Here is a 21,461-nt window from a genome sequence, read left to right as displayed (position 1 = left end):
TTACTGGTACTAATAATCCGATCGGCTTGATCGTTTCTCAGCAAAACTCATTCGGTTTTTACTTGCCGAAATCAAAAGACGATATCTTCTCATTTCATTCGTGTGTGTCGGGTTGACCTGGTGGCTCTGTCGGAGGTTCCCCACCCGATCCCATTCCGAACTCGGTCGTTAAGACCTCCAGAGCCGATGGTACTTCGTCTTAAGGCGCGGGAGAGTAGGTCGCCGCCGGGTCTACCCGACACACATGAATGATTTCTCGAACCTTTCTTCCTTTACGCACCGCCTTGCCGCGGGATGGAGCAGCCCGGTAGCTCGTCAGGCTCATAACCTGAAGGTCGCAGGTTCAAATCCTGCTCCCGCACCCAAGCATCACTAAGCCCCCGTAGCCCTCGCTCCGGGGGTTGCTGCTTTCTGGGCCTGGCCCAGCGCCAGCAGCGCCGCCAGCCCGCCGTGCACCTCCAACTGGAACTTGCCCAGGCCCTCGACCGGGATGAAGTCCACGCGCTCGATCAGCTTGCGCAGTTCCGCCCGCACCTCCTCGCCGTCCTCTCCGTCGATCGCCTGGTGCAGGTTTTCCGCCAGCCGCCGATAGGCATCGGCGGCGCCGGGGTGAAGCTGGATCGCCGACGGGGCGGCGTCGGCCGCCAGTCGGGCCTGGATCTCGCTCCGGCGGGTCTTCAGCGGCGCGCTGATCGTCTTCAGTTCGTCCGTCTCGATCGCGCCGTCTAGACACATGGCCTGCGCACGCTTCAGTTTGCGCTCGATCTCCGCCAGTTCGCGTTCCAGGGGTGCTTGTTCGACCTGAAGCGCGCGGCGCTCCGCGTCCGCGGCGGCGTGAAAGGCTCTGACGGCCTCCGCGATCGCTTCCGGCGACAGCAGGTGGGTCTTGATGCCGGTGGGGACGCGCTCTTCCACCGTCTTGGCGGCGATGATTTTGCCGTTGGTGCAGGTCCCGCGTTCGCGGTGTCCGCTGCAGTTATACTTGCCGGCGTTCAGGGTCATGCTGAAGCCGCACTGCTTGCATTTCATCAGGCCGGACAGAAGGCGTTTCGGTTTGCGGCCCTGGGCGGCGGGCAGGGCGGACAGTTCTGCTTTGCGGCTCTGCACCCGCGCCCAGAGTTCATCATCAATGATGCGCAATTCCGGAGCGGCCTGACGGATCCAGTCTTCCGGCGGATTCAGCACCGATGAGCGGCGTCCGGTGTCGGGGTGTTTGCGGTAGCGGCGCCGATTGAACACCCGCACACCGATATAGAGTTCCTGGTGCAGGATGCCGTCGCCGGTGCGGCGGTCGCCATGGATGGTCGACGGCGTCCATGTCCCGCCCCGCGGCCCAGGCTCGCCTGCTGCAACGGGTCGTGAGCCTATGTTCGCTTAGGGTGGTTAGCGGCTATCGACCTGCTAATGTCGTCGCTACCTTGGGGGAGCCCGATGAAAAGACGGATCGGAGCCGTAAGCGTGGCCTCAGCGGTCACCGCTTCGCTGCTGTTGATAGTGACAATAGCCGGAATAGCTCTCCCTGTTCGGGGACAGGGAATGGACGGCCCCTTGGGAGCCGATTGCATGCTTATGGCGCAGGCGTTGCGCGGCACATCTCACCCTTATCGCGTGATAGCTTCAGATCGTATGTGCAACTGGCGGGAGTTGGGCTTCCCGCGCGCCTTGGCATACGATCAGCTCCCTCTTGGAACCTATGCCGCGAGCCGCACAGTAGAAGCCCCGCGATATAGCCTTGGTGGTTACAGGGCTGAGGTTGATGTCGGGGTGTCTTTGGCGGCGCTGGCCGGCTCGGGGCAGAACTGCACTTATTACCGCTTCTGGGGCACCTGGCATCAGGCGGGCTGCGTGGAGTCTTGGGTGGCTTAATGTCGTCTAAGGGGGGTTAGCGGCCATTGCTCGCTCGCGAGAGATGACCGATGCTTTCCAACCGCAGACTGCAAAGTTGGTCTGACATGTAGGGGCTGGATCAATGCGTTGGGCCGTCGTCGCCACGTTTGCTTTCGGGTTGACCGCCTGCACGCCGGAACCTGAGAAATCACCACCTCAATCGCCCCGATCACTTGAAGAGGCGGGAGCGGTGAAGCCTTCTGACAGCCTCTGTTTGCCTGAGACCGAGGTAAACCGACTGGTCGCCGATGCTCGTCCCTCAGACGAGGACTTCGGGGCGATGATGGGTCATTTTGCGATCTGCCATCAGGATGAGGTCACCGCGCGACAGATCGCTATCCGCCTCAGCGACGCTGGTCTTCCCGTCGCGATGCGGCATGTGGCGATCACGAATCTTAATATGAGGCGCGACTTGGAGACCGTCGTGCCCTTGCTCCAAAGGGCCTCCGGTCTTGGCGATGAAACCGCCAAAGAGGATTTGCGTCGTCTGGTCGTATCAACCGCTGTCGCTGACGCATACGGCATCGAACGAATACGTCCTCCCGTTCCGATTGAGGTTCCGACGCGTTTCCAAGTTCAGTCGGTTGGCCAACTTATTGAGACCTGTCGCTCTGCCGATCTCGATGACGAGGCATTTTGTGACGAAGCAATCAGCCAAATCATGATCGAGACGCGGGCTTGTCGAGGGCGGCCCTTCGCCAGCAGCGTAGGGGCCATACGGGAGCGTATCCGCCGTTCCCAGCCGTCAGCACAACCAGCCTACGAGTTTCTCCGCGATCAGGTTTCGCAATGTGAATTCGGATAACCTGCCGTTCCCGTGGGCCGTCAAGGCCAATGTCCGCAATGGGTCGAATGCGGACTTCGAACGTGATGCCGGCCGAACGTCTGCCTCTGGACGGCCGACCAATGTCCGCTGCTGGCGCGTCTGGGACATCCCCGAATGGGCCGGATCTGGTCCTCGACGATAGTTGCGCATTGTCGATGTCCGCCTTCAAGCTGGGTGGACCGACTACCCGTGGCTAGTCACCGACAAATGCGAAGATCTGGCACGACCTGATCATGAGCCGCTCAGGCTAGGACGATGCCAGTCCGCTCCTGTAGCACCTGTTTGGCGTAGGCTTTGCCGATCTCCACCATAACTTGAAGGCTGACGCCGCCAACCTTTATGGCCGCGTCCTTTGTGCGCCTCCAGACCTCCGCGTCCCTGATCGTGTCGAGGAACTCGTGGCCAGCATAGGTTAGCCGCTGGACCTCCCACTCCTCGCCGCTAAGGGTGCTAAGGTCTTCACCAACCAGATACCCGGCTTCGATGAGAAGCATCACATGGTAGGCGATCTGCCGTTCCGTGTAGTCGGCGATATCCAGCGGAACGCCTTCATATATACCACCTTCGAACTCCTCCACCTTCAAGAGGATTTTCCGCACCAGCTCTTTTTCGAGTTTCATATCGCTATCCATTCGCGATTCGCTCGCCAGCATCACCTTAGCGTGGCGGCTGAAAACAGGGAGACATACGCTGGCCAAGCCGCCGATACCGAAAAATCAGCACTACGTCCCTCGCATGCTGATGCGTCCATTTGCTGTGCGGGGTGCGGGTAAGGCCGAACAGGTGCAGGTCTTCGACAAGCACTCGGACCGCTCCTTCATCGCGCGGCTAGAGGACGTGCTCGCGGGACGCTACTTCAACACAATCTGGCAGGACGACTTCGTCCAAGATGTCGAAGGTCCTCTGTCCAAGTTGGAGGACAGGGCAGCGCCGGTGCTGCGCAAACTGGTTGATGAACGCTCTTGGGCAAACCTAGATGGCAAGGAGCAAGTAACGCTCGCCTTCTTCTTGGCCGTCCAGTTCGTGAGAGGGCCAGACACTCGTGTGCGCATTGATCAGATGATGGATCAGATGCAGGCGGTCGCCAAGGCCATGGCGAGGGATAAGGCAGACGCCGACGTTCCGGCTGCGCCGACAGCCGATGAGCGCAAGCAGATGGTTTTCGAACTGATGCGGACCTCGGCCGCTGAGTTGGCCGAGTTGCTCCTGAAGAAGACATGGTTGCTTTTCGAACCGGAGGTCGGCGAATTCTATCTCGGTGACACCCCGCTGGCGATGCACAACGACCGCGACATGGGGCCGTATGGAAACATCGGCCTTGCAGTGCCTGGCATTCAAATTTACTGCCCGATCGCTCCAGATTTGTTGCTGGCGCTGTGGTGTCCCTCACTTACTGCGGAACTGCTAGACGCGGAACAGAAGCACCGCACCATGCTGGGCACACTGTCTCTTTTGGAAGCGTTAGGTACTGCGCCGCTGACGCAGGTCGAGCGCGAGGCGTTGGCTCATCTCCGTGCAAAGTGGCCGTTCACAAAGGCGATGATCGCCGCGTTGGAAACACGCACTCCGCTGAAATCGGATGCGGACAACCTGCGCTTCATCAACCACCTTCAGGTACGAAGCGCTGAACGCTACGTCCTGACGCGCAACCAACCCTTTGACCTTGTGAAGGAGATGCTCGCTCACAAGGACTCGTACCGCAGGGGTATGCGGCTGTCATTCTAGCCGACATCTGCCGCTCAACCTATTGAACGTCTGCTTCCAGGCTCGGAGCCAATGACCGCTTATGGCGGCAATGCCGCCGGCAGCCGCTAAGGGCAAGCCTGTCGCGAGGGGCTGCGGTCCGAGACAGCCCTCCGATCGTGACCTCGCCGAAACGGGAAAGCAGTCGCTGCAGCACGCGGCGTCCTATGCTGAGCGGAGTTGTTGTCGTCGAGCCGCTGGCTGCCGGGCCGTGGGCACCCTCAGCAGCTTGGACGCTGGCGCGCGTGCCGCCGGGACGAGGATGGGGATGCCGGCGATCTGGACGTCCACGCGTCGGCTTCTGACGAGGTTGCGGATTTCCCGCTCAAAGGCTGGGAGCCTTGTCGCGGCGATGCGGAAGGTGTGCCAACTCCCACGACGGGCGTGCACGTCGGTGAAGCCGGCGAGGGCTTGGAACCCCGCAGCGTCCTGGATCGGCCGCTGGGCGTGACAGCGTGTCTTCTCAGGGCACCTCGTGTCCGTGACGCGGATACGGACGAGCTTGGTCTTCGATCGGGCCATGACGGCTCTCCTTGATGGAGGGCGATGTGGTCGGGCGGGCGTGCATCGGCCACACCAGCTCCGCTGGGTTGGGAACGATGATGGCGGCGGCTCCCGGTTGATCTAGGAGTTCAGCTCTTCGCCCGTTGCCGTGCGAAGCGGATCTTGCGTGATGAAGTCGGACCACGCGTCCCTGTCAGCACCATTATAGACCAAGTGAACGCCGGCGCCGTGGCAAACGCTTGCGCTTTTGGGTCGGTATTTTCCACGTTCATCTTTACAAATATTTTGCGTTTCGCCGTTATTTCACTTGCAGCCGTGTAAGGAGTTAGATACCCGCCATACGCGAGTGGCGGGGGGGTTACGGCGTGAGTGCGGCGAGACAGGCAGGCGCAACGCCTGCCGCTGACAGCGGCCTTTCGTGCCTGACGACCCTTCTGGCCTTCCATCAGATTCCGTCCGACCAGGCCCAGCTGCGACACGCCCTGGGCCATGGAAGGTCCGCGGATGATAGCGATCTCGTCCTTCTTGCGAAGCGGATGGAGGCCAAGGCGCGAGCGGTCACGCTCGAACTTAAAGGCTTGGAACGCGCGCCCCTCCCGGCGATCGGCAAGGACCGATCTGGCGACTATTTCATCATCGGCGCGATTCGGGATGGACAGGTCCTGATACAACGTCCGGGTGCGGCTCCGACGGCCGTGACGCTGTCTGAGTTCGAGCAGGTGTGGTCCGGCCGGGCCATTCTGGTCACGACGCGCCTGTCTGTTGCGGCGCAGACCAGGTTCGACGTCACCTGGTTCATTCCGGCTCTCGTCAAGTACCGCTGGATGCTGGGCGACGTGCTGGCGGCCTCGCTGGCGCTGCAACTCTTCGCCCTCGCGACGCCCATGATTTTCCAGGTCGTGATCGACAAGGTTCTGGTCCACCAGGGGCTGACGACGCTGGATGTTCTGGCTATCGGCCTCATCACGGTTGTGGTGTTCGAGAGCTTTCTCGGCGGCCTGCGCGCCTATGTCTTCTCTCACACGACCAGCCGGGTGGATGTCGAACTGGGCGCCAAGCTCTATCGGCACCTGCTCAACCTGCCGCTGGCCTATTTCGAATCCCGGCGCGTCGGCGACACCATCGCCCGGGTCCGAGAACTGGAGACCATCCGGGAGTTCCTGACGTCTTCGTCGGTGACCCTTTTCGTGGACCTGCTGTTCACCGTCATCTTCCTGGTGGTGATGTGGTTCTACTCGCCCTTCCTGTTCGCCATCGTGGCGGGGACCATCGTCCTCTACGCCATCATCTGTTTCATCATCACGCCGCCGCTTCGGCGGCGGATCGAGGAGCGTTTCCAGCGCGGCGCCGAGAGTCAGGCCTTCCTGGTCGAGAGCGTCACGGGGGTGCAGACGCTGAAGGCGGCGGCGGTCGAACCGCAGATGCAGAACCGCTGGGAGCGTCTTCTGGCCGCCTATGTGAAGGCGGGCTTCAAGGCCGCGAAGCTGAACATCTGGGGCGGGCAGGCCATCCAACTGGTCAGCAAGGTCTCCACGGCCTTGATCCTCTACGTGGGCGCCAGGCTGGTCATCGGCGGCGATCTGACCGTGGGCGAATTGGTCGCCTTCAACATGTTGGCGGGACGGGTGGCGGAGCCGGTGCTGCGTCTGGCGGGCCTGTGGCAGCAGTTTCAGGAGGCGCGCGTCGGCGTCGATCGTCTCGGCGACGTCCTCAACGCCCCGACCGAAGCCCAGTTCTCGGCGACCCGTTCAGCCCTGCCGCAGATAAAGGGCGACATCGCCTTTGACGACGTGACCTTCCGCTACAAGCCGGGCGGCCGCGAGGTGCTTCGCCGGGTCTCGCTGGAGGTGAAGCTGGGAGAGGTCCTCGGCATCGTCGGTCCCTCGGGATCGGGCAAGTCGACCCTCACCAAACTGGTTCAGCGCCTCTATGTGCCCGAAAGCGGTCGGGTCATGGTCGATGGCACGGACCTGTCGCTGGTCGATCCGGCGTGGCTGAGGCGTCAGGTCGGCGTGGTCCTGCAGGAGAACCTGCTGTTCAACCGCTCGGTGCGCGACAACATCGCCCTGGCCGATCCCGGCATGTCGACCGAGCGCGTGATGGCGGCGGCGACTCTTGCCGGCGCCCATGAATTCATCCTCGAACTGTCCGAGGCCTACGACACCCAGATCGAGGAACGGGGCGGCAACCTGTCTGGCGGTCAGCGTCAGCGCGTCGCCATCGCCCGCGCCCTGGTCACCAATCCGCGCATCCTGATCCTGGACGAGGCGACCTCGGCGCTGGACGCGGAATCCGAGGCTGTCATTCACCGCAACATGCGCGCCATCGCCAAGGGCCGCACGGTGATGATCATCGCCCACCGCCTGTCCGCCATCCGCATGGCCGACCGCATCATCACCATGGAGAACGGCGAGATCACGGAAGTCGGCACGCACGACACCTTGATGGCGGCCAATGGTCGATACGCCCAGCTGTGGCGCACCCAGATGCATGGCGACCCGATGGGAGAACCGGCATGAGCCTGTCGCGACACTGGTCCGTGCTGAAGGACGCCTGGAAGGCCGAGAACCGGCGTCGCAAGGCCGGCGTCAAGGAATGGCGCGACAAGGAATTCCTGCCCGCCGCGCTGGAGATTGCCGAGACCCCGCCCTCGCCTGTAGGCCGCGCGGTGCTGTGGACCATCATCGCCGCCGCCCTGGCCGCCCTTCTGTGGTCGATCCTCAGCCACGTGGACGTGGTGGCGGTGGGCGAGGGGCGGCTGGTCCCCACCGGCCGGCTGCGTACGGTCGAGACGGCCGAGAGCGGCATCGTCCGCGCCATCCATGTGCGCGAGGGACAGCATGTCGAGGCGGGCCTGCCCCTGATCGAGCTGGACCCGACGGTGGCCGACGCCGACGCCGGCGCCGCGCGATCCGAACTGGCGACCGCGCGCCTGACCCGAGCGCGCGCCGACGCCCTGTTGAACTGGCTGGCCTCGGGCCGTATCGCCTTCCAGCCTCCGGACGGCGCCGACCCGGCCGCCGTGGCGGCGGAGCGCCAGGTGGTCGAGGCGCGCATTCAGGAACATCTGGCCAATCTATCCGCCTTGGACCAGCGCCGGGCGGGCGCCCGCTCCGCCGCCCTGACCTCGGCCGAGAACGTCGCCCGCTATGAGGAGACCCTGCCGCTGGCCCGCGAGCAGCTGACCGCTCGCCAGGAACTGGAGCGCCGCGGCCTGGCTCCGCGCCTGCGCGTTCTGGAGCAGGAGGAGCGCTACATCTCCCTCAGTCGCGAGCTTGCGGCCGAGCGCCACCGCCAGGCCGAGGCCCAGGCCCAGGCCACGATGATCGAACGCGAGCGCATCCAGGCGCAGCAGGCCTTCCGCGCCGGGGCCGCGCGGGAAAAGGCCGAAGCCGAGGCCGTGGTCGCGACGCGCGCCGAGACCCTGACCAAGGCCGATCAGCGTCAGGCCCTGCAACGGCTCACGGCCCCGGTATCGGGCGTGGTCAATGAGGTGTCGGTCACGACGCTGGGAGAGGTCGCCGAGGCGGGGCAGTCCCTCATCACCATTGTCCCGGATGGAGAGGATCTGATCGTCGAGGCCCTGGTTCTGAACCGCGACGTGGGCTTCGTGCGGCCCGGCATGCAAACCATCGTCAAGCTGGAGGCCTACCCCTTCACCCGCTACGGCAGCCTGGAAGGCGTGGTGGAGCATGTGTCGCCCGACGCCACGGTGGACGATGTTCGTGGACTCGTGTTTCCTGCGCGTGTGCGCCTGACGAAGACGCAACTCAGGATGGGCGTGGGGGAAAAGGCCGTGCTGCAACCGGGAATGGCCGCGACCGTGGAGGTCGTGACGGGGCGCCGGCGTGTGATTGAGTATTTGCTGTCGCCTATCGCCAAGGCGGTAGGGACGGCGGGGAGAGAGCGGTGATGATTGTGTTTAAACTTCCCCGTCCTCGAGCATCTAATCGTCCCGATTGGACGTGCAGCAGGTTACTATCTCGTCTTTTGACTGTGAGTGCTGTTGTTTTTGCAGCAAATTTGTCGTTTGGATGCATGCATGGGGAAGAAGCAGATAGAAAATCTAAACATGCATTATATTACATGATGTCGGATAGATTGATTCAGCTTCAGCTTGGCTTAATGCACGGCGAAGAGTGGGAGTATCCGGGGTTGGTGTGTGGTGATGTTCCTTTTGTTAATATTGTAAGAATTGACTACCCTGTGAATAACAGTCAGGAGTTCGTTCCTATTTATAATTTCGCGAAAGATCACAACATTAATCTATTTAATAGCGATAAAGCATCCTTTTCCAGTTGCATGGTTGTTGATTGAATGCCTGACCTTCCTTCAATTAATTATTCTCCGATTTTTATGCCGTTCGCGGGTGGAAGAAATTCTCCTCCAGTAACCATTATCGCCCCGGTGGGTTCCGTCTATAATGCGAGTATTTTAGTTTCTCTTGGAAGAATTGATTCTCCAATAAATGCGCCAACGGCGGCGCTGTGGCGAAAAGCTAAGGATGCGAATTTACGCGTTGCTATAGTTGTTTCTTACGAGAGTCGTCCCCCTGCATACAGTCAGGCGACAAAAAGTTGGGTCCCTGGAAGTAGTGATGACTTGGCGACTGCTAACTACGTTGGGGCTGCCGGTAATGTTCGAAATGAGATATCTAGAGATCCAAGCGCAGAATATGATCTTGTAATTGTTGTTAATGCTAAAGAGATTGACCGTCTTGGTTTAATTTCTCAGAGATATTTCTTCGACGACACGCTTGGTCATGAAATTGGACATGCTGTAAGTGCGAATATATACGATTTATCTGCTCTCGGAGCGAGTAATCGTTGGATTCGTGATTATGAAGAAGATCATAGGACGGGCATAGCTATAGCTGTTGGAACTCAGCGGTTCAATCGAGGGGCTATTGTTGTTGCGCGTGTTGGGAGTGTTACCTATGTGATAGGTAGAAATGCAAGATCCTATGCAAGAAATAATAACATAATAGGCGCAATTGTACTGGATAGAGTTGGCGATATGGTTTGGTTTGAAAGCTTGCATAATAAAACCAAATCCACGCTGTCATTTTCTCCTGGGCTTTCTTCTCCGGAACAGGATGTTTTGATCGTTGAGCCTATAGATCCTTATACGTCATTCGATAATTTGCCTGGATTTGGATCCGTAATCGGCTCCGCAATTGGAAATTTCTTGGCCGGAGATGATAAGGTTGCTGGGATTTTGTACGGCAGCGTTCTTGGTGAGATCGGTGAAAGAATAGGTCAATCTATTCTTAATAATGCAAAGCCAGAAATTAATTCTGATTTGCAAGGCGTATTCTCATCCGATGTCTTGGCGAAAATGAAATCGGCCGGAATTGGTGCGATTAGTTCCATGCTTTCGGCGGAGTTAGCCCAAGCTCTTGGGGTGGAGGGTTTCGGTGCGGAATTGATGGGAACGGGAACCTCCACCGTAATCGGTAAGGTATTGGAAAATCTTACTGCGCCCGGTGCTACCCACCTGGATATGTGGCATGGATTTGGGAAGGCTGATGTTTTTGCTGAAGGAGGGGTAGGTAACCTTACAGTAAATGCGATTGGATCTTTCTTAGGGGCTAAACTCGGATCTCTAGTTGTATCGCCGACAACGCAGGCTGGGGCATTACTTTCTTCTGTGGGGTCGGCAGTTGGAGGCTATGCTGCTGTTAGCGTAGGATCCGTTAGCACTGCATTGAGCGGATTTCTCGGTCTTAAGCCGTCAAGCTTACTGTTTAATGTCATCGCGCCCGGCATCGGCGCTTTCGTCGGCTTCGTCCTCGGCGCGCTGATCGGCAACCTCTTCGGTCGCAAGAAGCCCAAGATTCCGACGGCGAACGCCGAGGTCTATCTCGACTATACCAGCGACAAGTTCCAGCTCGGCGCTTCTTCGGCGGCCAATGGCGGGAACCTGGATCTGGTCCGGAACATGGCGGAGGCGGCGCGGGACACGCTGAACGGCTTCCTGAGCGTGCTGGCGGGCGATATGCCTTATCAGGCGACCAGCTGGGGCTACGGCCTTTGGCGCAACGGCGGATACATCTCTACGCCGGCGGGGGTTCAGAGCTTCTACGGCCATACGGGCGGTCAGTTGTGGGTGAAGCTCGGCAACCTCAACGGGGCGCAGCAGAACGTCGCCTCGGCCGACGACGCGGTGTCCAAGGGCGTGATGTGGTCGATCAAGCAGACCCAGGTGATCGGCGGCGACATCTTCGCCAAGCGCGCCCTGGCCAATTCGGCGGCGATCGATCTGACCGCCATGCTGGGCGACCTGCAGATCGCCTCGGACTATCGCTTCTACGCCAACAACCGCGAGCTGATTAACGGCTACATCACCGGCGCCTACAACAGTCTGACGGCGGCGGAGAAGACCTATTACGCCTCCAACAAGGCGCTGATCGACAAGGCGCACACCCAGGGCGTCAGCGCCCTGACCACGGCTCAGAAGAACACCTATAACGCCAACAAGACCAAGATCGACAAGATCATCCTGGCTCTGGAAGACCAGGCTATCGCCAACCCCTGGATCATCACGCTCCAGCGGATCAACGAACTGAAGCTGGATAAATGGAGCAAGTCCGACTTCTATGGCGGTTTGCAAGGCTTCCTGACCAGTATGGGATTGCCGCGCAATGGCGCGAACTTCGAGGATCTGAGCGTCTACACCGTCAATGGCGGGATGCAGTTGATGTTCGGGACGGCCTCGCAGAACGGTGCCTTTTCCCTGTTGCCACAGGCCAGAACCGGAGGTCGCAGCATCACGGTCGCCAGCGGGGAGCTGGCTACTATCGGCTATACCAAGCGCACCTCAGGCAGTAGCGCGGGCAATGATTTCATCGACGCGAGCGCCAGCACGACGGAGGTCAATCTCTCGGACAGCATTACTCATACCACGCCGGGGTATTGGGAGTGGAGGGGGCCTGGACGCGAGCCGTTGGTGCCGACCTATCCCGACGCCGACGGCAGCCCGGGACCGGGCTATTTTTGGGTGGAGGGTACGACCTATACCGTCACGGGCGGGGACGACATCTTCATCGGGGGCTCGGCCGGGGACACCCTGTCGGGCATGGAAGGCTGGGATTGGCTGGACGGCGGAGGCGGCGCCGACAAGCTGTATGGCGGCGCCGGTAACGATGTCCTTTTGGGCGGCGCGGGAAATGACCAACTCTTTGGCGGAGCCGACGACGATTACCTGTCCGGCGGCGACGGAAATGACGTCCTGAACGGCGAAGACGGCGATGACATCCTAGTCGGTGGCCTTGGTGCAGATACGCTCAATGGCGGCGCGGGCAACGATACCTTCATTATCGAGGGCAATGGACACGGCGACATCATGGATGGTGGAGCAGGCTCCAACACCATGTCGTTCGAGCGCGCGGATCGAGGTGTCTATATCTCACTGCGCAGCACCACTTCAGATCGAGCGTTGGATGGGTCTTTCCAATACAACTATACGCGTCAGAACATCTGGGGCGTCATTGGCAGCGCCTTTGCCGACGAAATCCGAGGCGGCGCCTATGCGGATGTCCTGAGGGGAGGAGACGGCGATGATTTGCTGTGGGGGTTCAACGGCGATGACCTAATCGAAGGCGGCGCCGGCGCGGATGACATCAATGGCGAGGGCGGCGTCGATACGGCTTCGTATCAAAGCTCGAACGCTGGCGTGTATATCGACTTGACCGGGGGGGAAGCCTTTGGGGGACATGCGACCGGTGACAACATCGCGGGAATAGAAAACCTAATTGGATCTCGCTTCGCAGACGAACTGAAAGGGGATTCTGGGATCAATCGCATCGACGGCGGGGCGGGCGACGACTGGATCGTGGCCACCAAGGGCGCTGACACCTATGTCGGCGGCGAGGGAATCGATACGGTTGACTATTCCGACGGTTTCGCGACCTCAGGATCCGTGCCTGGCCTGAACATACAAGGCTCGATCGCCTATTGGCGCGCGACGGACGGCGTCACGGGAACGCATTCCTTGAGCGGTGTCGAGCATGTCATCGGCACGGCCGGCGCCGACACCATCACCCTGACCGGTGCGGACGAATTCATCACCGCAGGCAAGGGCAATGATATCCTGAACGGCGGCGCGGGGTCGGATACCTATTACTTCAACCTGGGCGACGGCGTGGACACCATCACCGAGACAAACGTCGGATCGAACGTTGTCTCGTTCGGCCAGGGGATCGGTTTCAACCAGTTGACCTTTACGGTCGTGGCGGGCCCCACCGGTCATATGACGATCCACTACAGCGCGACGGATTCCGTGCGCGTGAACGGCAACCTGCCCAATGTGAAGGACGGCAAGCTGGCCACGGCCGATGACAACAAGCTCAAGGTCATCGACATGAACGGGTCCGGCCAACTGGATGTCTCCCAGTTCGAAATTTACCGCGGCGGCACGGCTGGGGCGGATACGCTCAACGGAATCCGGACCTTGGGCGATTTCCTCGTCGGTTTCGGCGGCAACGACACTATCCACGGCATGCAGGTCGGCCAATGGAGCGAGTGGGGCGATATCATCATCGGCGGCGCCGGTAATGACACCAGCTTCACTTCGACGGGAGACGACCAGTTCGCTTTCGAACGAGGCTCGGGCCGGGATACGATCAATGACACCGGCGGCGACGACACCTTGGTGTTCGGGCCCAATGTCGCTGCGGACGACGTCATCTACAAGGTGGTCGGCAACGACCTCTACATCGGCATCGCCGATGCGGCGAACCCCAACCTCGAGGCCCATCAGGTCACAGACTATGTCCGGGTCGTAGGCGGCGGGGTGAAGTGGCAGGACGTCTATGGCGGCGGCGCGTCGTTCAATACGGTGGAGTTCATCAACGCCGGGGGAACCTGGATCGATCTGCGCAAGCTCGACATCAACTGGACCGTCCAGAACACCTATAACGGCGGCGTCCTGCCCATCGTCTTCGACCTCGAGGGCGACGGTCTGGAGCTGACGGGCGTCGATCATTCCATGGTCGTGTCGCGACTGTCATCGGGCGAACTGGCCCGCACCTCCTGGGTCGGGCCGACGGATGGCATCCTGGCGGTCGATCGCAACGGCGACGGCCAGATCAACCAGCTGTCGGAAATCTCATTCGTCCAGGACAGGGAAGGGGCTCAAACCGACCTCGAAGGTCTTCAGGGATGGGACACGAACGGCGACGGCAAGCTGAACGCCCTCGATGAGGGCTGGGGACAGCTGAAGATCTGGGTCGATCGCAACCAGAACGGCCGCTCCACCGAAAGCGAGCTTCGCACCCTGGAAGAGGCGGGGATCACCGAGATCAACCTCACGGGCAAGGCGACGGGCAAGACCGCTGACAACACCCGAGACAGCTTCGTGCACAACACCCTGTCCTTCACCTGGGCGTCGGGCGAGACCGGCACGGCCTATGACGTCCAGTTGGCGCGCAAGCTCTTGAACGAATACGACCTGAGCATCGATCAGGTGAAGGCCATCTGGGGCGAGGACCGTTCCGTCGAGGGCGAGCTTGGGCGTCTCGTCAACGATCCCGTGGTCGCCGCAGCCGCCCGCACGGTGTTGGACGCCGGACGCAGCCTGCGAACCCAGGATATGTGGATGCGCGACTCCCTCCTGTTGCGTGAAAACGTGGATGCGGACATGGCGGACGCGGCCGTTGATGGGGCTGACGGCGCCATCGTCACGCCTCCGACGGCGGACTTCAGTGATCATGACAATCTTTATGCTGAGGACGAGGCCCGCTGGGCGGACGTTCTCTTCGGAGAGGGAAGCGACGGGAAGGTCGTCAATATCACCGATCCGAGCGTCCGCGCTTCGCTGGAGGCCTTCTTCGGGCAGACCGGCCGAGGCTCATACGGCGCGGCCTTCGGGCGACCGGGTATAGACGGTGGCGTGGAAGACGATATCACTCATGCCGCGACGAATATGGACAGCGGTAACCTCGACCAGATCAGTCCGCGAGCCATGGGCGGCTTTGACCAGACATTCGGTTTGGATCAGCCGCCCATGGCTCGCGCCGCCCGGCAGACAGGCAGTGCTGATTTTGATCCCGCCCTTGCAGCCGCAGCGGACCTGATCAGTGTTGATCCGACTGACGTATGGGCGCCGGTGGAGTTCGGTTTGGCCTCGACGGAGGCCAACAGGTCATGGTGGCGTCAGGGGGAGAGTGTTGCGCGCTTCAACAACGACGCCTTGCCGCCGGCCGCCTGGATTTCGATCACTGAAGGTCCGTCCGCCTCGACGGGGGCGGAACAGCATTCACAGCACCAGAAGCTGACGCAGGCCTTGGCCTCGTTCGGTCGCGACAAGGGGGCGGCCGCCGCCGTTTGGAAGCGCTCCGGTGAAGTCGAGGCTGAGGCGGCGTCGCAGATGCTGGGGGCTTCGGGCTCGCGCTTCGCCGCGCTGGCGCGTATGCCCGCGTAAATTCATGAGTGAGACGAATGTAATGACGGACACGACTTCTCCCGCCGCACAGGCCCAGGAGCCCAAGACGGTCTCGCAGATGCTGGGCGAGATCGTCTGGCTGATGTCGCAGTCGCCCGTGCACAAACAACTGTTCATCGGGGATCTGGAATGGTTCGCCATGCCGGCCATTCTGCTGGAGCAGTTCCGCACCTTCTATGGCCCAAACGCGCCGGCTGCTGTGGCCTTCTGGGCCATGGTGTCGGAGGAGACCGAGCAGAGACTGGAAGCTGGCGCGCACAAGCTGCGGGCCGACGAATGGAAGGGCGGCGACCGGCCCTGGCTGATCGAACTCGTGGCGCCTTTCGGGGCCCAGGAGGAGATCCTGGCCGACCTGTCGCTGAGCATCTTCGGTGGCAAGCCCTTCAAATTCCACTCGGTCGGCGCTGACGGACAGCGCGTGGTGAAAACCTATGAAATACCCGAAGCGATCCTCAACTAGTCGTCTGATCCCGGCGGCGGGTCTCATGCTCGCCGTCGGCCTTGGAGCCTGCCAGAGCCTTGTGGCGCCGCCATCCCTTTCGGAGCGGTTGGCCCCTCTGGATCGAGCCCTGACAAGCAAGCCGGCCGACCTTGAGGCGGCCGCGGCTTCGGGAGACGCCGTAGCCCAATTCGGTCTGTCTCTGGCCTGGGGTCATGGCCTGCATGGCTTTCCCGTGGACCAGAACAAGGCGGCGGAATGGCGATTGAAAGCCCTGGCCAATCGCCGCTTCGTTCCGGTCACTCAGTATACGGCGGCGTTCAACGGACAGCCGTCAAGAGTCAACATCATCAACATCCCGACCTATGATCTGACCCAAGCGGAAACTATGGCGGTGGACGCCTGCATCGCCTGGCTGTCGGGGCGAACTTCTGCAACTGAAACCTGCGGCGAAGGGCCCGATGCGGCTCGGAGGCGGAGCCTTTGGACTGTGGCCAAAGGCGATAGTTGACAGATAGGGCAATCCGCCACGCCATGAAATGGATCGCAGGTATCGCCCAAAAAGTCCTGCGCACCCAAGCATTACCAAACCCCCGCAGCCCTCGCCTCGGAGGGGCGGCAGGCCTTCACCCGGGCGTCTGAGCTGCCGTCACGCTGGGCCATTCAGCCAGTTCCAGCGCCTAGGCCACTATGTTCTGGGCGCTAGCCGGCGATCGATCTGTTCAAGTCCGATGCTTAGTGTGCGTCCTGCTGAAGGACCGGCGGCGCGGAAACGCTGAAGCTTAACTAACTACTCTTGTCGTATTTTAACTCTTTCCGCCGCACGTATCGGCCTCAGTTTTGATATCGTCTGCGGAGTTCGCGATTGCCTGTAGCCCGAGTGGAGACGCCGGTTTCGATTGCCGGCCTTGGTTTCGGCGATTCGCGGAAGAAGGCGCTTCTGAACTCAGTCTGTCGCCATCGCGCCATCTGGGCGGCAGCGGCGGCGGCGGTGTTGCTGCCCTCCACGCACGCGTTCGCTCAATGCGCCGCTGCGCCGGCGGCGCTCAATCTCTCCTCCGGCAGCTGCGCCGATCCGGCGTTCACCGCGAGGCAAAGCGCAGACGCCGCGCCCGTGGTCGATGTCTCTGGATCGGGAAGCTATAGCGGCGTTTCTGTCGATCTTTCCGCGTTCGGCAGCGGCCACGGCGTGCGCGCCAGCGATGACGGTACGATTTCGTTGACCGGCACGCCGTCGGACGGGGCCATGGTCAGCACCTATGGCGACGGCGGCCACGGCCTCTACGCCGATGGCGGGGGGCAGATCACCGGCAGCTATACCTCGGTCTATACGAACGGCGCCGGCGCTCACGGCGTCGAGGCGATCGGGGCAGGCAGTCGCGTCACGCTGACCGACAGCGGGGTAAACACAGCGCTCGACAACGCGCATGGGGCTTATGCGTCGGGAGGCGGGACAATCACCCTGACCCGCACGAGCGTCGCGACCTATGGCGCGGGGGCCTCCGCTGTTTTCGCGGACGCGGACGGATCGATCACTCTCAACGACCTGAGCACGTACAGCTATGGCGACGACGCCCCCGGTGCGGTCGCCTCGGGCGCTGACAGCAGCCTGACCCTGAACAATACCTACGTAAACGTCTACGGAAACGGCGGCGCCGGGCTGCTCGCGGCCGATGGCGGACTGATCACCATGAGCGGCGGCGCGATCGCGTCCGGCGATTACTATGGCGGCACGATCACTGCCGACTCTCCAGGCATGCTGGCCCGTGGCGCCGGCAGCCGGATCCTTGTCGTCAATGGTGCGACGTCCGCCACCTACGGCGCAAACAGCCCGGGCCTGTGGGCCGACGCCGGCGGCAGGATCGACTTTGCCGGCTACGGCGTCTTCACCTACCAGCCCAATTCCGCAGGCGCAGCGGCGAGCGGGTCGGGCAGCACGGTCACCCTGACCGACACCATAGTCCGCACTTCCGGCCCTTCCAGTTCAGGCCTGCTCGTCACCGCGGGGGGCGCCGTCACCGCGAGCAACACCGAGATCACGACCGGTTATGGAAGAGGCGGGAGCAACCTTCCGGTTCTTCTGTTTCCGAGCGCCGACATAGGCCTGGAGGCCCATGGCGCGGATGTGCTCGGGGCCGACAGCCGACTGCAGACGCAGAACGCCCGCATCACCACGCACGGCGACGGCGCCGTCGGCGTCAGGGTCAGCCAGGGCGCCTCGGCCTCGATCGTCGGCGGCTCTATCACGACCAACGGCGCCGACACAGCCGCGATCGGCGGCGCCGACGCCGTCCGGGCGACCGACGACGACAGCAGCATCACCCTGTCCGGAACCTCGGTCAGAACGACGAACATCAACGCCGCGGGCCTGCATGCGATGGCAGGCGGCGCGATCGCCGCCACGGACGCCACGGTCGCTACGCAGGGAGAGAACGCCTTCGGCGTATCCGCGCAGGACGCTGGCGGCGTCACCCTGGCCAACACGGCCGTCGCCACCTCAGGCGACGCCGCGTTCGGAGTCCGGGCGGGCGATGCAGGGATGGTGCGGATGACGGGCGGTTCGGTTGAAACCGCCGGCGCCGCTGCGCACGGCGTCGCCGCCGTCAACGGCGGGGACCTCACCATTTCGGGCGCGGCCGTCGCGGCGAACGGAGCCGGATCGTCGGCGATCTACCTCGCGGGCAGCGCGGCGAACACCGTGTCGATCACCGGCGGCAGCCTGAGCGCCGCTGACGGCGCGATCGTCCTTTCCGAAGGTGGGACAGGCGTGGTCTCGATCGGCGGCGGCGCCGTGCTCAACCCCGCCGTCGTCAACGGCCGGTCCCTGCTGGCGCAGGTGAGCGACGACGCCGCAGGTGTGGCCAGCGACCTGACGCTGAACATCGCCGACATGCCGTCGCTTGCGGGCGACATCGTCGTCGACGCATCGACCCTCGCCTATAACCTGAGCAACAGCAGCTGGACGGGCGATCAGCGCCTGATCGGTTCCGGAAGCGCGAGCAGCGCCGGCCTGATCGCTTCGCAATGGACGGGCGACCTGCTCGCCGATCCCGGCAACACCGCCGACGTGTCCCTGACGCAGGGCAGTCTCTGGACCGGCCTGGCGCGAAATGCGGCCGACATCACGATCGACGCCGACAGCGCCTGGAACCTGACCGGTGATTCCAGCGCGACCGGCGCAGTGGTCAACGCCGGCGTGATCCAGTTCCTGGCGAGACAGGACGGCTACAGCACGCTGACGGTCGGCGGCTATACGGGCGGCGCAGGGAGCCGCATCGGCTTCAACACTTATCTCGGCAATGACGCCTCGCCCACCAACCTGCTGGTGATCAATGGCGGTCAGGCCGGCGGCACGACCACCATCCTGGTCAACAATACCGGCGGCCCCGGCGCGCTAACCGTGGACGACGGCATTCGGCTGGTCCAGGTGACCGGCGGCGGCGCGACGACGGCCGAGGCCTTCACGCTGGGCCAGCGCGTCGTGGCGGGCGCCTATGAGTATCAGCTCTTCCGGGGCGGCGACTCCGATCCGGGCGACTGGTTCCTCAGGTCTCATCTCAAGAGCGAGGATCCGAACGGGCCCGACATTCCGATCTATCGGCCTGAGACGCCGCTCTATGCGCCTATTCCTGCGATCGCGCGACAGATGGCCCTTTCAACCCTGGGGACGCTGCACGAGCGCGTCGGCGATCAGGAAAATCTGCGGGGCTCGGCGGAGCAGCGAACCTATATGAACGGCGCCTGGGGGCGACTGTTCGGGGCGCGGCTGGACAACCGATGGGGCGGAACGGCCGAGGCGCGGGCCGAGGGCGATCTGGTCGGGTTCCAGACCGGCCTCGACCTCTTCCGGCGGACGACGGACAGCGGCCGTCGCGATCACGTCGGCCTGTATGTGGCCTACACCGACCACGACGCGTCGATGCGCGGCCTTGCACGCGGTATGCGGGATCTGGAGGTGGGCCGCCTGCAAACGGACGGCTCGTCAGTCGGAGCCTACTGGACGCATTTCGGCTCGAGCGGCTGGTATGTCGATACGGTCCTGCAGCAGAGCTGGTACGACATGGAGGCGACGTCCCTTTATGGCTCCGAGGCCTCGACCGAGACGACCGGATACACGGCGTCGCTCGAGACCGGCTATCCCATCACCCTGCGAGAGAGCTGGCTGGTCGAGCCGCAGGCACAGATCGTCTACCAGGATGTGCGGGTGGACGGGACGCAGGACCAGTATTCGAGCGTCGACTGGGATGAAGGGTCGGCCTGGACCGGGCGGATCGGGGCGCGTCTGCAATATACTCGGCGCGGCGCGCACGGGACGCTTTGGCAGCCCTACGGACGGATCAATCTCTGGCGCGCCTTCTCCGGCCAGGACGGCGTGATCCTGGGGCAATCCTCCCCCGCCATCGAGAACCGGTTCGGCCACACGGCGCTGGAAGTCGGCGGCGGCCTCACCGCTCGCGTGAGCACGAACGTGAGCCTCTACGGCCAGGCCAGCCATCGGTGGACGATCGACGGCGACCAAAGCCGCCAGACCGTCACCGAAGCCGTCTTGGGTCTTCGTATAAACTGGTAGGGCGGAGGGAACCGCCCTCAGGGGCGGGTCGCCTCGTTGATCAGAGCGCGCGCCCGTTCCGCCGCCGCCTCGGTGGTCAGTTCGCCGGCGTTGATCTTGTCCGCCATCTCCATCAGGGCGGCGCTGGTGACGGCGCCGGTGTCGGCGACTTCCTGCACATGGACGCCGCCGTCGCGGGTGATGACGGCGTCCCAGGCGGCGCGGACCTCGGCCCAGTAGGCCTTCGTCGCGGCCCAATAGTCGTCGCCGGGCTTGGGTTCGAAGGCAGCGGACGCGTCATAGGTGTTGACCACGTCCTCCTGCACCATGGCGCGAGGCTCGCCGCCGTCGCGGCCGCTCATCTTGACGTTGTCCTGGATATGGACCCAGCCGCCGGGACGGATGACGTGGCGATTGGTCCCGAGATAGCGATCGTAGACCGGGTTCCGCACGGCGTCGCGGCGAGCCAGGGGACGCCAGGTCGGGCCCGAGGTCCAGACCGTCATGCCGTTGTCGTAGCTCCAGCGCCCCACGCCGCCGTAACGGGGCGAATCGTCTGTCTGCCAGACGGTCTGGGACCAGGCGCCCCGTCGTTCCTCTGCGGACACAGGCGTCAGGGTCCACTGGTCGGGGCCGGCGTAGGTCAGGACGGTCTCGGGCTGATAGGTCCAATCCTGGCGCCAGTGCTTGACGAGGATGGTCTGACCCTCGTGATACATGACCAGGATGTGCTGCAGGCTGATGCGGTCGCCCGTGTCATGGACGACGCGCACGATCTCCGTCCCGCCGGACGTCTTGGGTTCAAGCGGCTGATAGTCGGCTTGCAGGCCGACGGTTTCACGCATGTTGAAACGCACGCGATAGTCGCCGACCTGGGCCAGGATGGCCTGGCGGTCGCGTTCAAAGGCGCTGGCCGGGGCCGGTGACGACGCCTGGGTCTGGGGCGAGGTCGAGGCGAGGGGTAGGGCCTGGGCGGCGGAGGCGCCGGTCAGCAGGGCCGCAGCGATCAGGATGGCGCGCATCGGTTGTCCGTTCTTGTGCAGGAGAGCTTCGCGTTTGTGGGTCATGAG

At 62.6% G+C, this 21,461-nt stretch carries 12 protein-coding genes, 1 tRNA gene and 1 rRNA gene; 11 read left to right on the top strand and 3 right to left on the bottom strand.

Annotation, left to right across the window (positions count from 1 at the left end):
• The first annotated feature begins 116 nt into the window (after window positions 1–116).
• Window positions 117–231: ribosomal RNA gene (gene rrf, locus ACWGL1_RS15850) — 5S ribosomal RNA — on the top strand.
• A gap of 57 nt (window positions 232–288) precedes the next feature.
• Window positions 289–365 (top strand) — tRNA-Met (locus ACWGL1_RS15845).
• 7 nt (window positions 366–372) lie between these two features.
• Here ACWGL1_RS15845 and ACWGL1_RS15840 read toward each other — a convergent pair.
• Window positions 373–1,368 (bottom strand): recombinase family protein, encoded by a 996-nt coding sequence (locus ACWGL1_RS15840; RefSeq protein ID WP_452112539.1) that lies wholly within the window; start codon window positions 1,366–1,368, stop codon window positions 373–375.
• A 601-nt stretch (window positions 1,369–1,969) separates the two neighbouring features.
• Here ACWGL1_RS15840 and ACWGL1_RS15835 point away from each other — a divergent pair.
• Window positions 1,970–2,692, top strand: a complete 723-nt coding sequence (locus ACWGL1_RS15835) for a hypothetical protein (protein ID WP_452112538.1) — start codon at window positions 1,970–1,972, stop codon at window positions 2,690–2,692.
• 263 nt (window positions 2,693–2,955) lie between these two features.
• Here the strand turns inward: ACWGL1_RS15835 and ACWGL1_RS15830 are convergent, their stop codons facing one another.
• A complete protein-coding gene (locus ACWGL1_RS15830; protein ID WP_291783572.1) occupies window positions 2,956–3,333 on the bottom strand; it encodes a DUF2513 domain-containing protein in 378 nt (125 codons plus the stop codon).
• Between ACWGL1_RS15830 and ACWGL1_RS15825 the strand changes: the two genes are divergently transcribed.
• From ACWGL1_RS15825 to ACWGL1_RS15790, 8 genes are all read left to right on the top strand, one after another.
• Entirely contained in the window at window positions 3,245–4,438 is a 1,194-nt protein-coding gene (locus tag ACWGL1_RS15825) for a DUF4238 domain-containing protein (RefSeq protein WP_422388346.1), read from the top strand. The genes ACWGL1_RS15830 and ACWGL1_RS15825 overlap by 89 nt on opposite strands.
• Window positions 4,439–5,325: 887 nt before the next feature.
• Entirely contained in the window at window positions 5,326–7,479 is a 2,154-nt protein-coding gene (locus tag ACWGL1_RS15820; protein WP_452112537.1) for a type I secretion system permease/ATPase, read from the top strand.
• Window positions 7,476–8,873: an HlyD family type I secretion periplasmic adaptor subunit gene (locus tag ACWGL1_RS15815; RefSeq protein ID WP_452112536.1), complete on the top strand. Its 1,398-nt coding sequence runs from the start codon at window positions 7,476–7,478 to the stop codon at window positions 8,871–8,873. The genes ACWGL1_RS15820 and ACWGL1_RS15815 overlap by 4 nt, the downstream gene beginning before the upstream one ends.
• The gene (locus tag ACWGL1_RS15810) at window positions 8,870–9,277 is read left to right on the top strand and encodes a hypothetical protein (RefSeq protein ID WP_291783561.1); all 408 of its coding nucleotides are present in this window, start codon (window positions 8,870–8,872) and stop codon (window positions 9,275–9,277) included. The genes ACWGL1_RS15815 and ACWGL1_RS15810 overlap by 4 nt, the downstream gene beginning before the upstream one ends.
• A gap of 699 nt (window positions 9,278–9,976) precedes the next feature.
• Complete coding sequence (locus ACWGL1_RS15805) at window positions 9,977–15,382, top strand: hypothetical protein (RefSeq protein ID WP_452112535.1); 5,406 nt, start codon at window positions 9,977–9,979, stop codon at window positions 15,380–15,382.
• A 22-nt stretch (window positions 15,383–15,404) separates the two neighbouring features.
• Entirely contained in the window at window positions 15,405–15,863 is a 459-nt protein-coding gene (locus ACWGL1_RS15800; RefSeq protein WP_291783555.1) for a toxin-activating lysine-acyltransferase, read from the top strand.
• A complete protein-coding gene (locus ACWGL1_RS15795; RefSeq protein ID WP_291783553.1) occupies window positions 15,835–16,353 on the top strand; it encodes a hypothetical protein in 519 nt (172 codons plus the stop codon). The genes ACWGL1_RS15800 and ACWGL1_RS15795 overlap by 29 nt, the downstream gene beginning before the upstream one ends.
• Window positions 16,354–16,707: 354 nt before the next feature.
• Window positions 16,708–20,412, top strand: a complete 3,705-nt coding sequence (locus tag ACWGL1_RS15790) for an autotransporter outer membrane beta-barrel domain-containing protein (RefSeq protein ID WP_452112534.1) — start codon at window positions 16,708–16,710, stop codon at window positions 20,410–20,412.
• 17 nt (window positions 20,413–20,429) lie between these two features.
• Here ACWGL1_RS15790 and ACWGL1_RS15785 read toward each other — a convergent pair whose 3' ends face one another.
• Window positions 20,430–21,458, bottom strand: coding sequence for a DUF6607 family protein (locus ACWGL1_RS15785; protein WP_452112533.1), 1,029 nt, complete (start codon window positions 21,456–21,458; stop codon window positions 20,430–20,432).
• Window positions 21,459–21,461 lie beyond the last annotated feature (3 nt).

It is taken from the genome of Brevundimonas sp. NPDC055812, assembly GCF_053616535.1.
The sequence above is the reverse complement of the archived record's forward strand: the minus strand, read 5'-3'. Positions and strand labels throughout refer to the sequence as shown.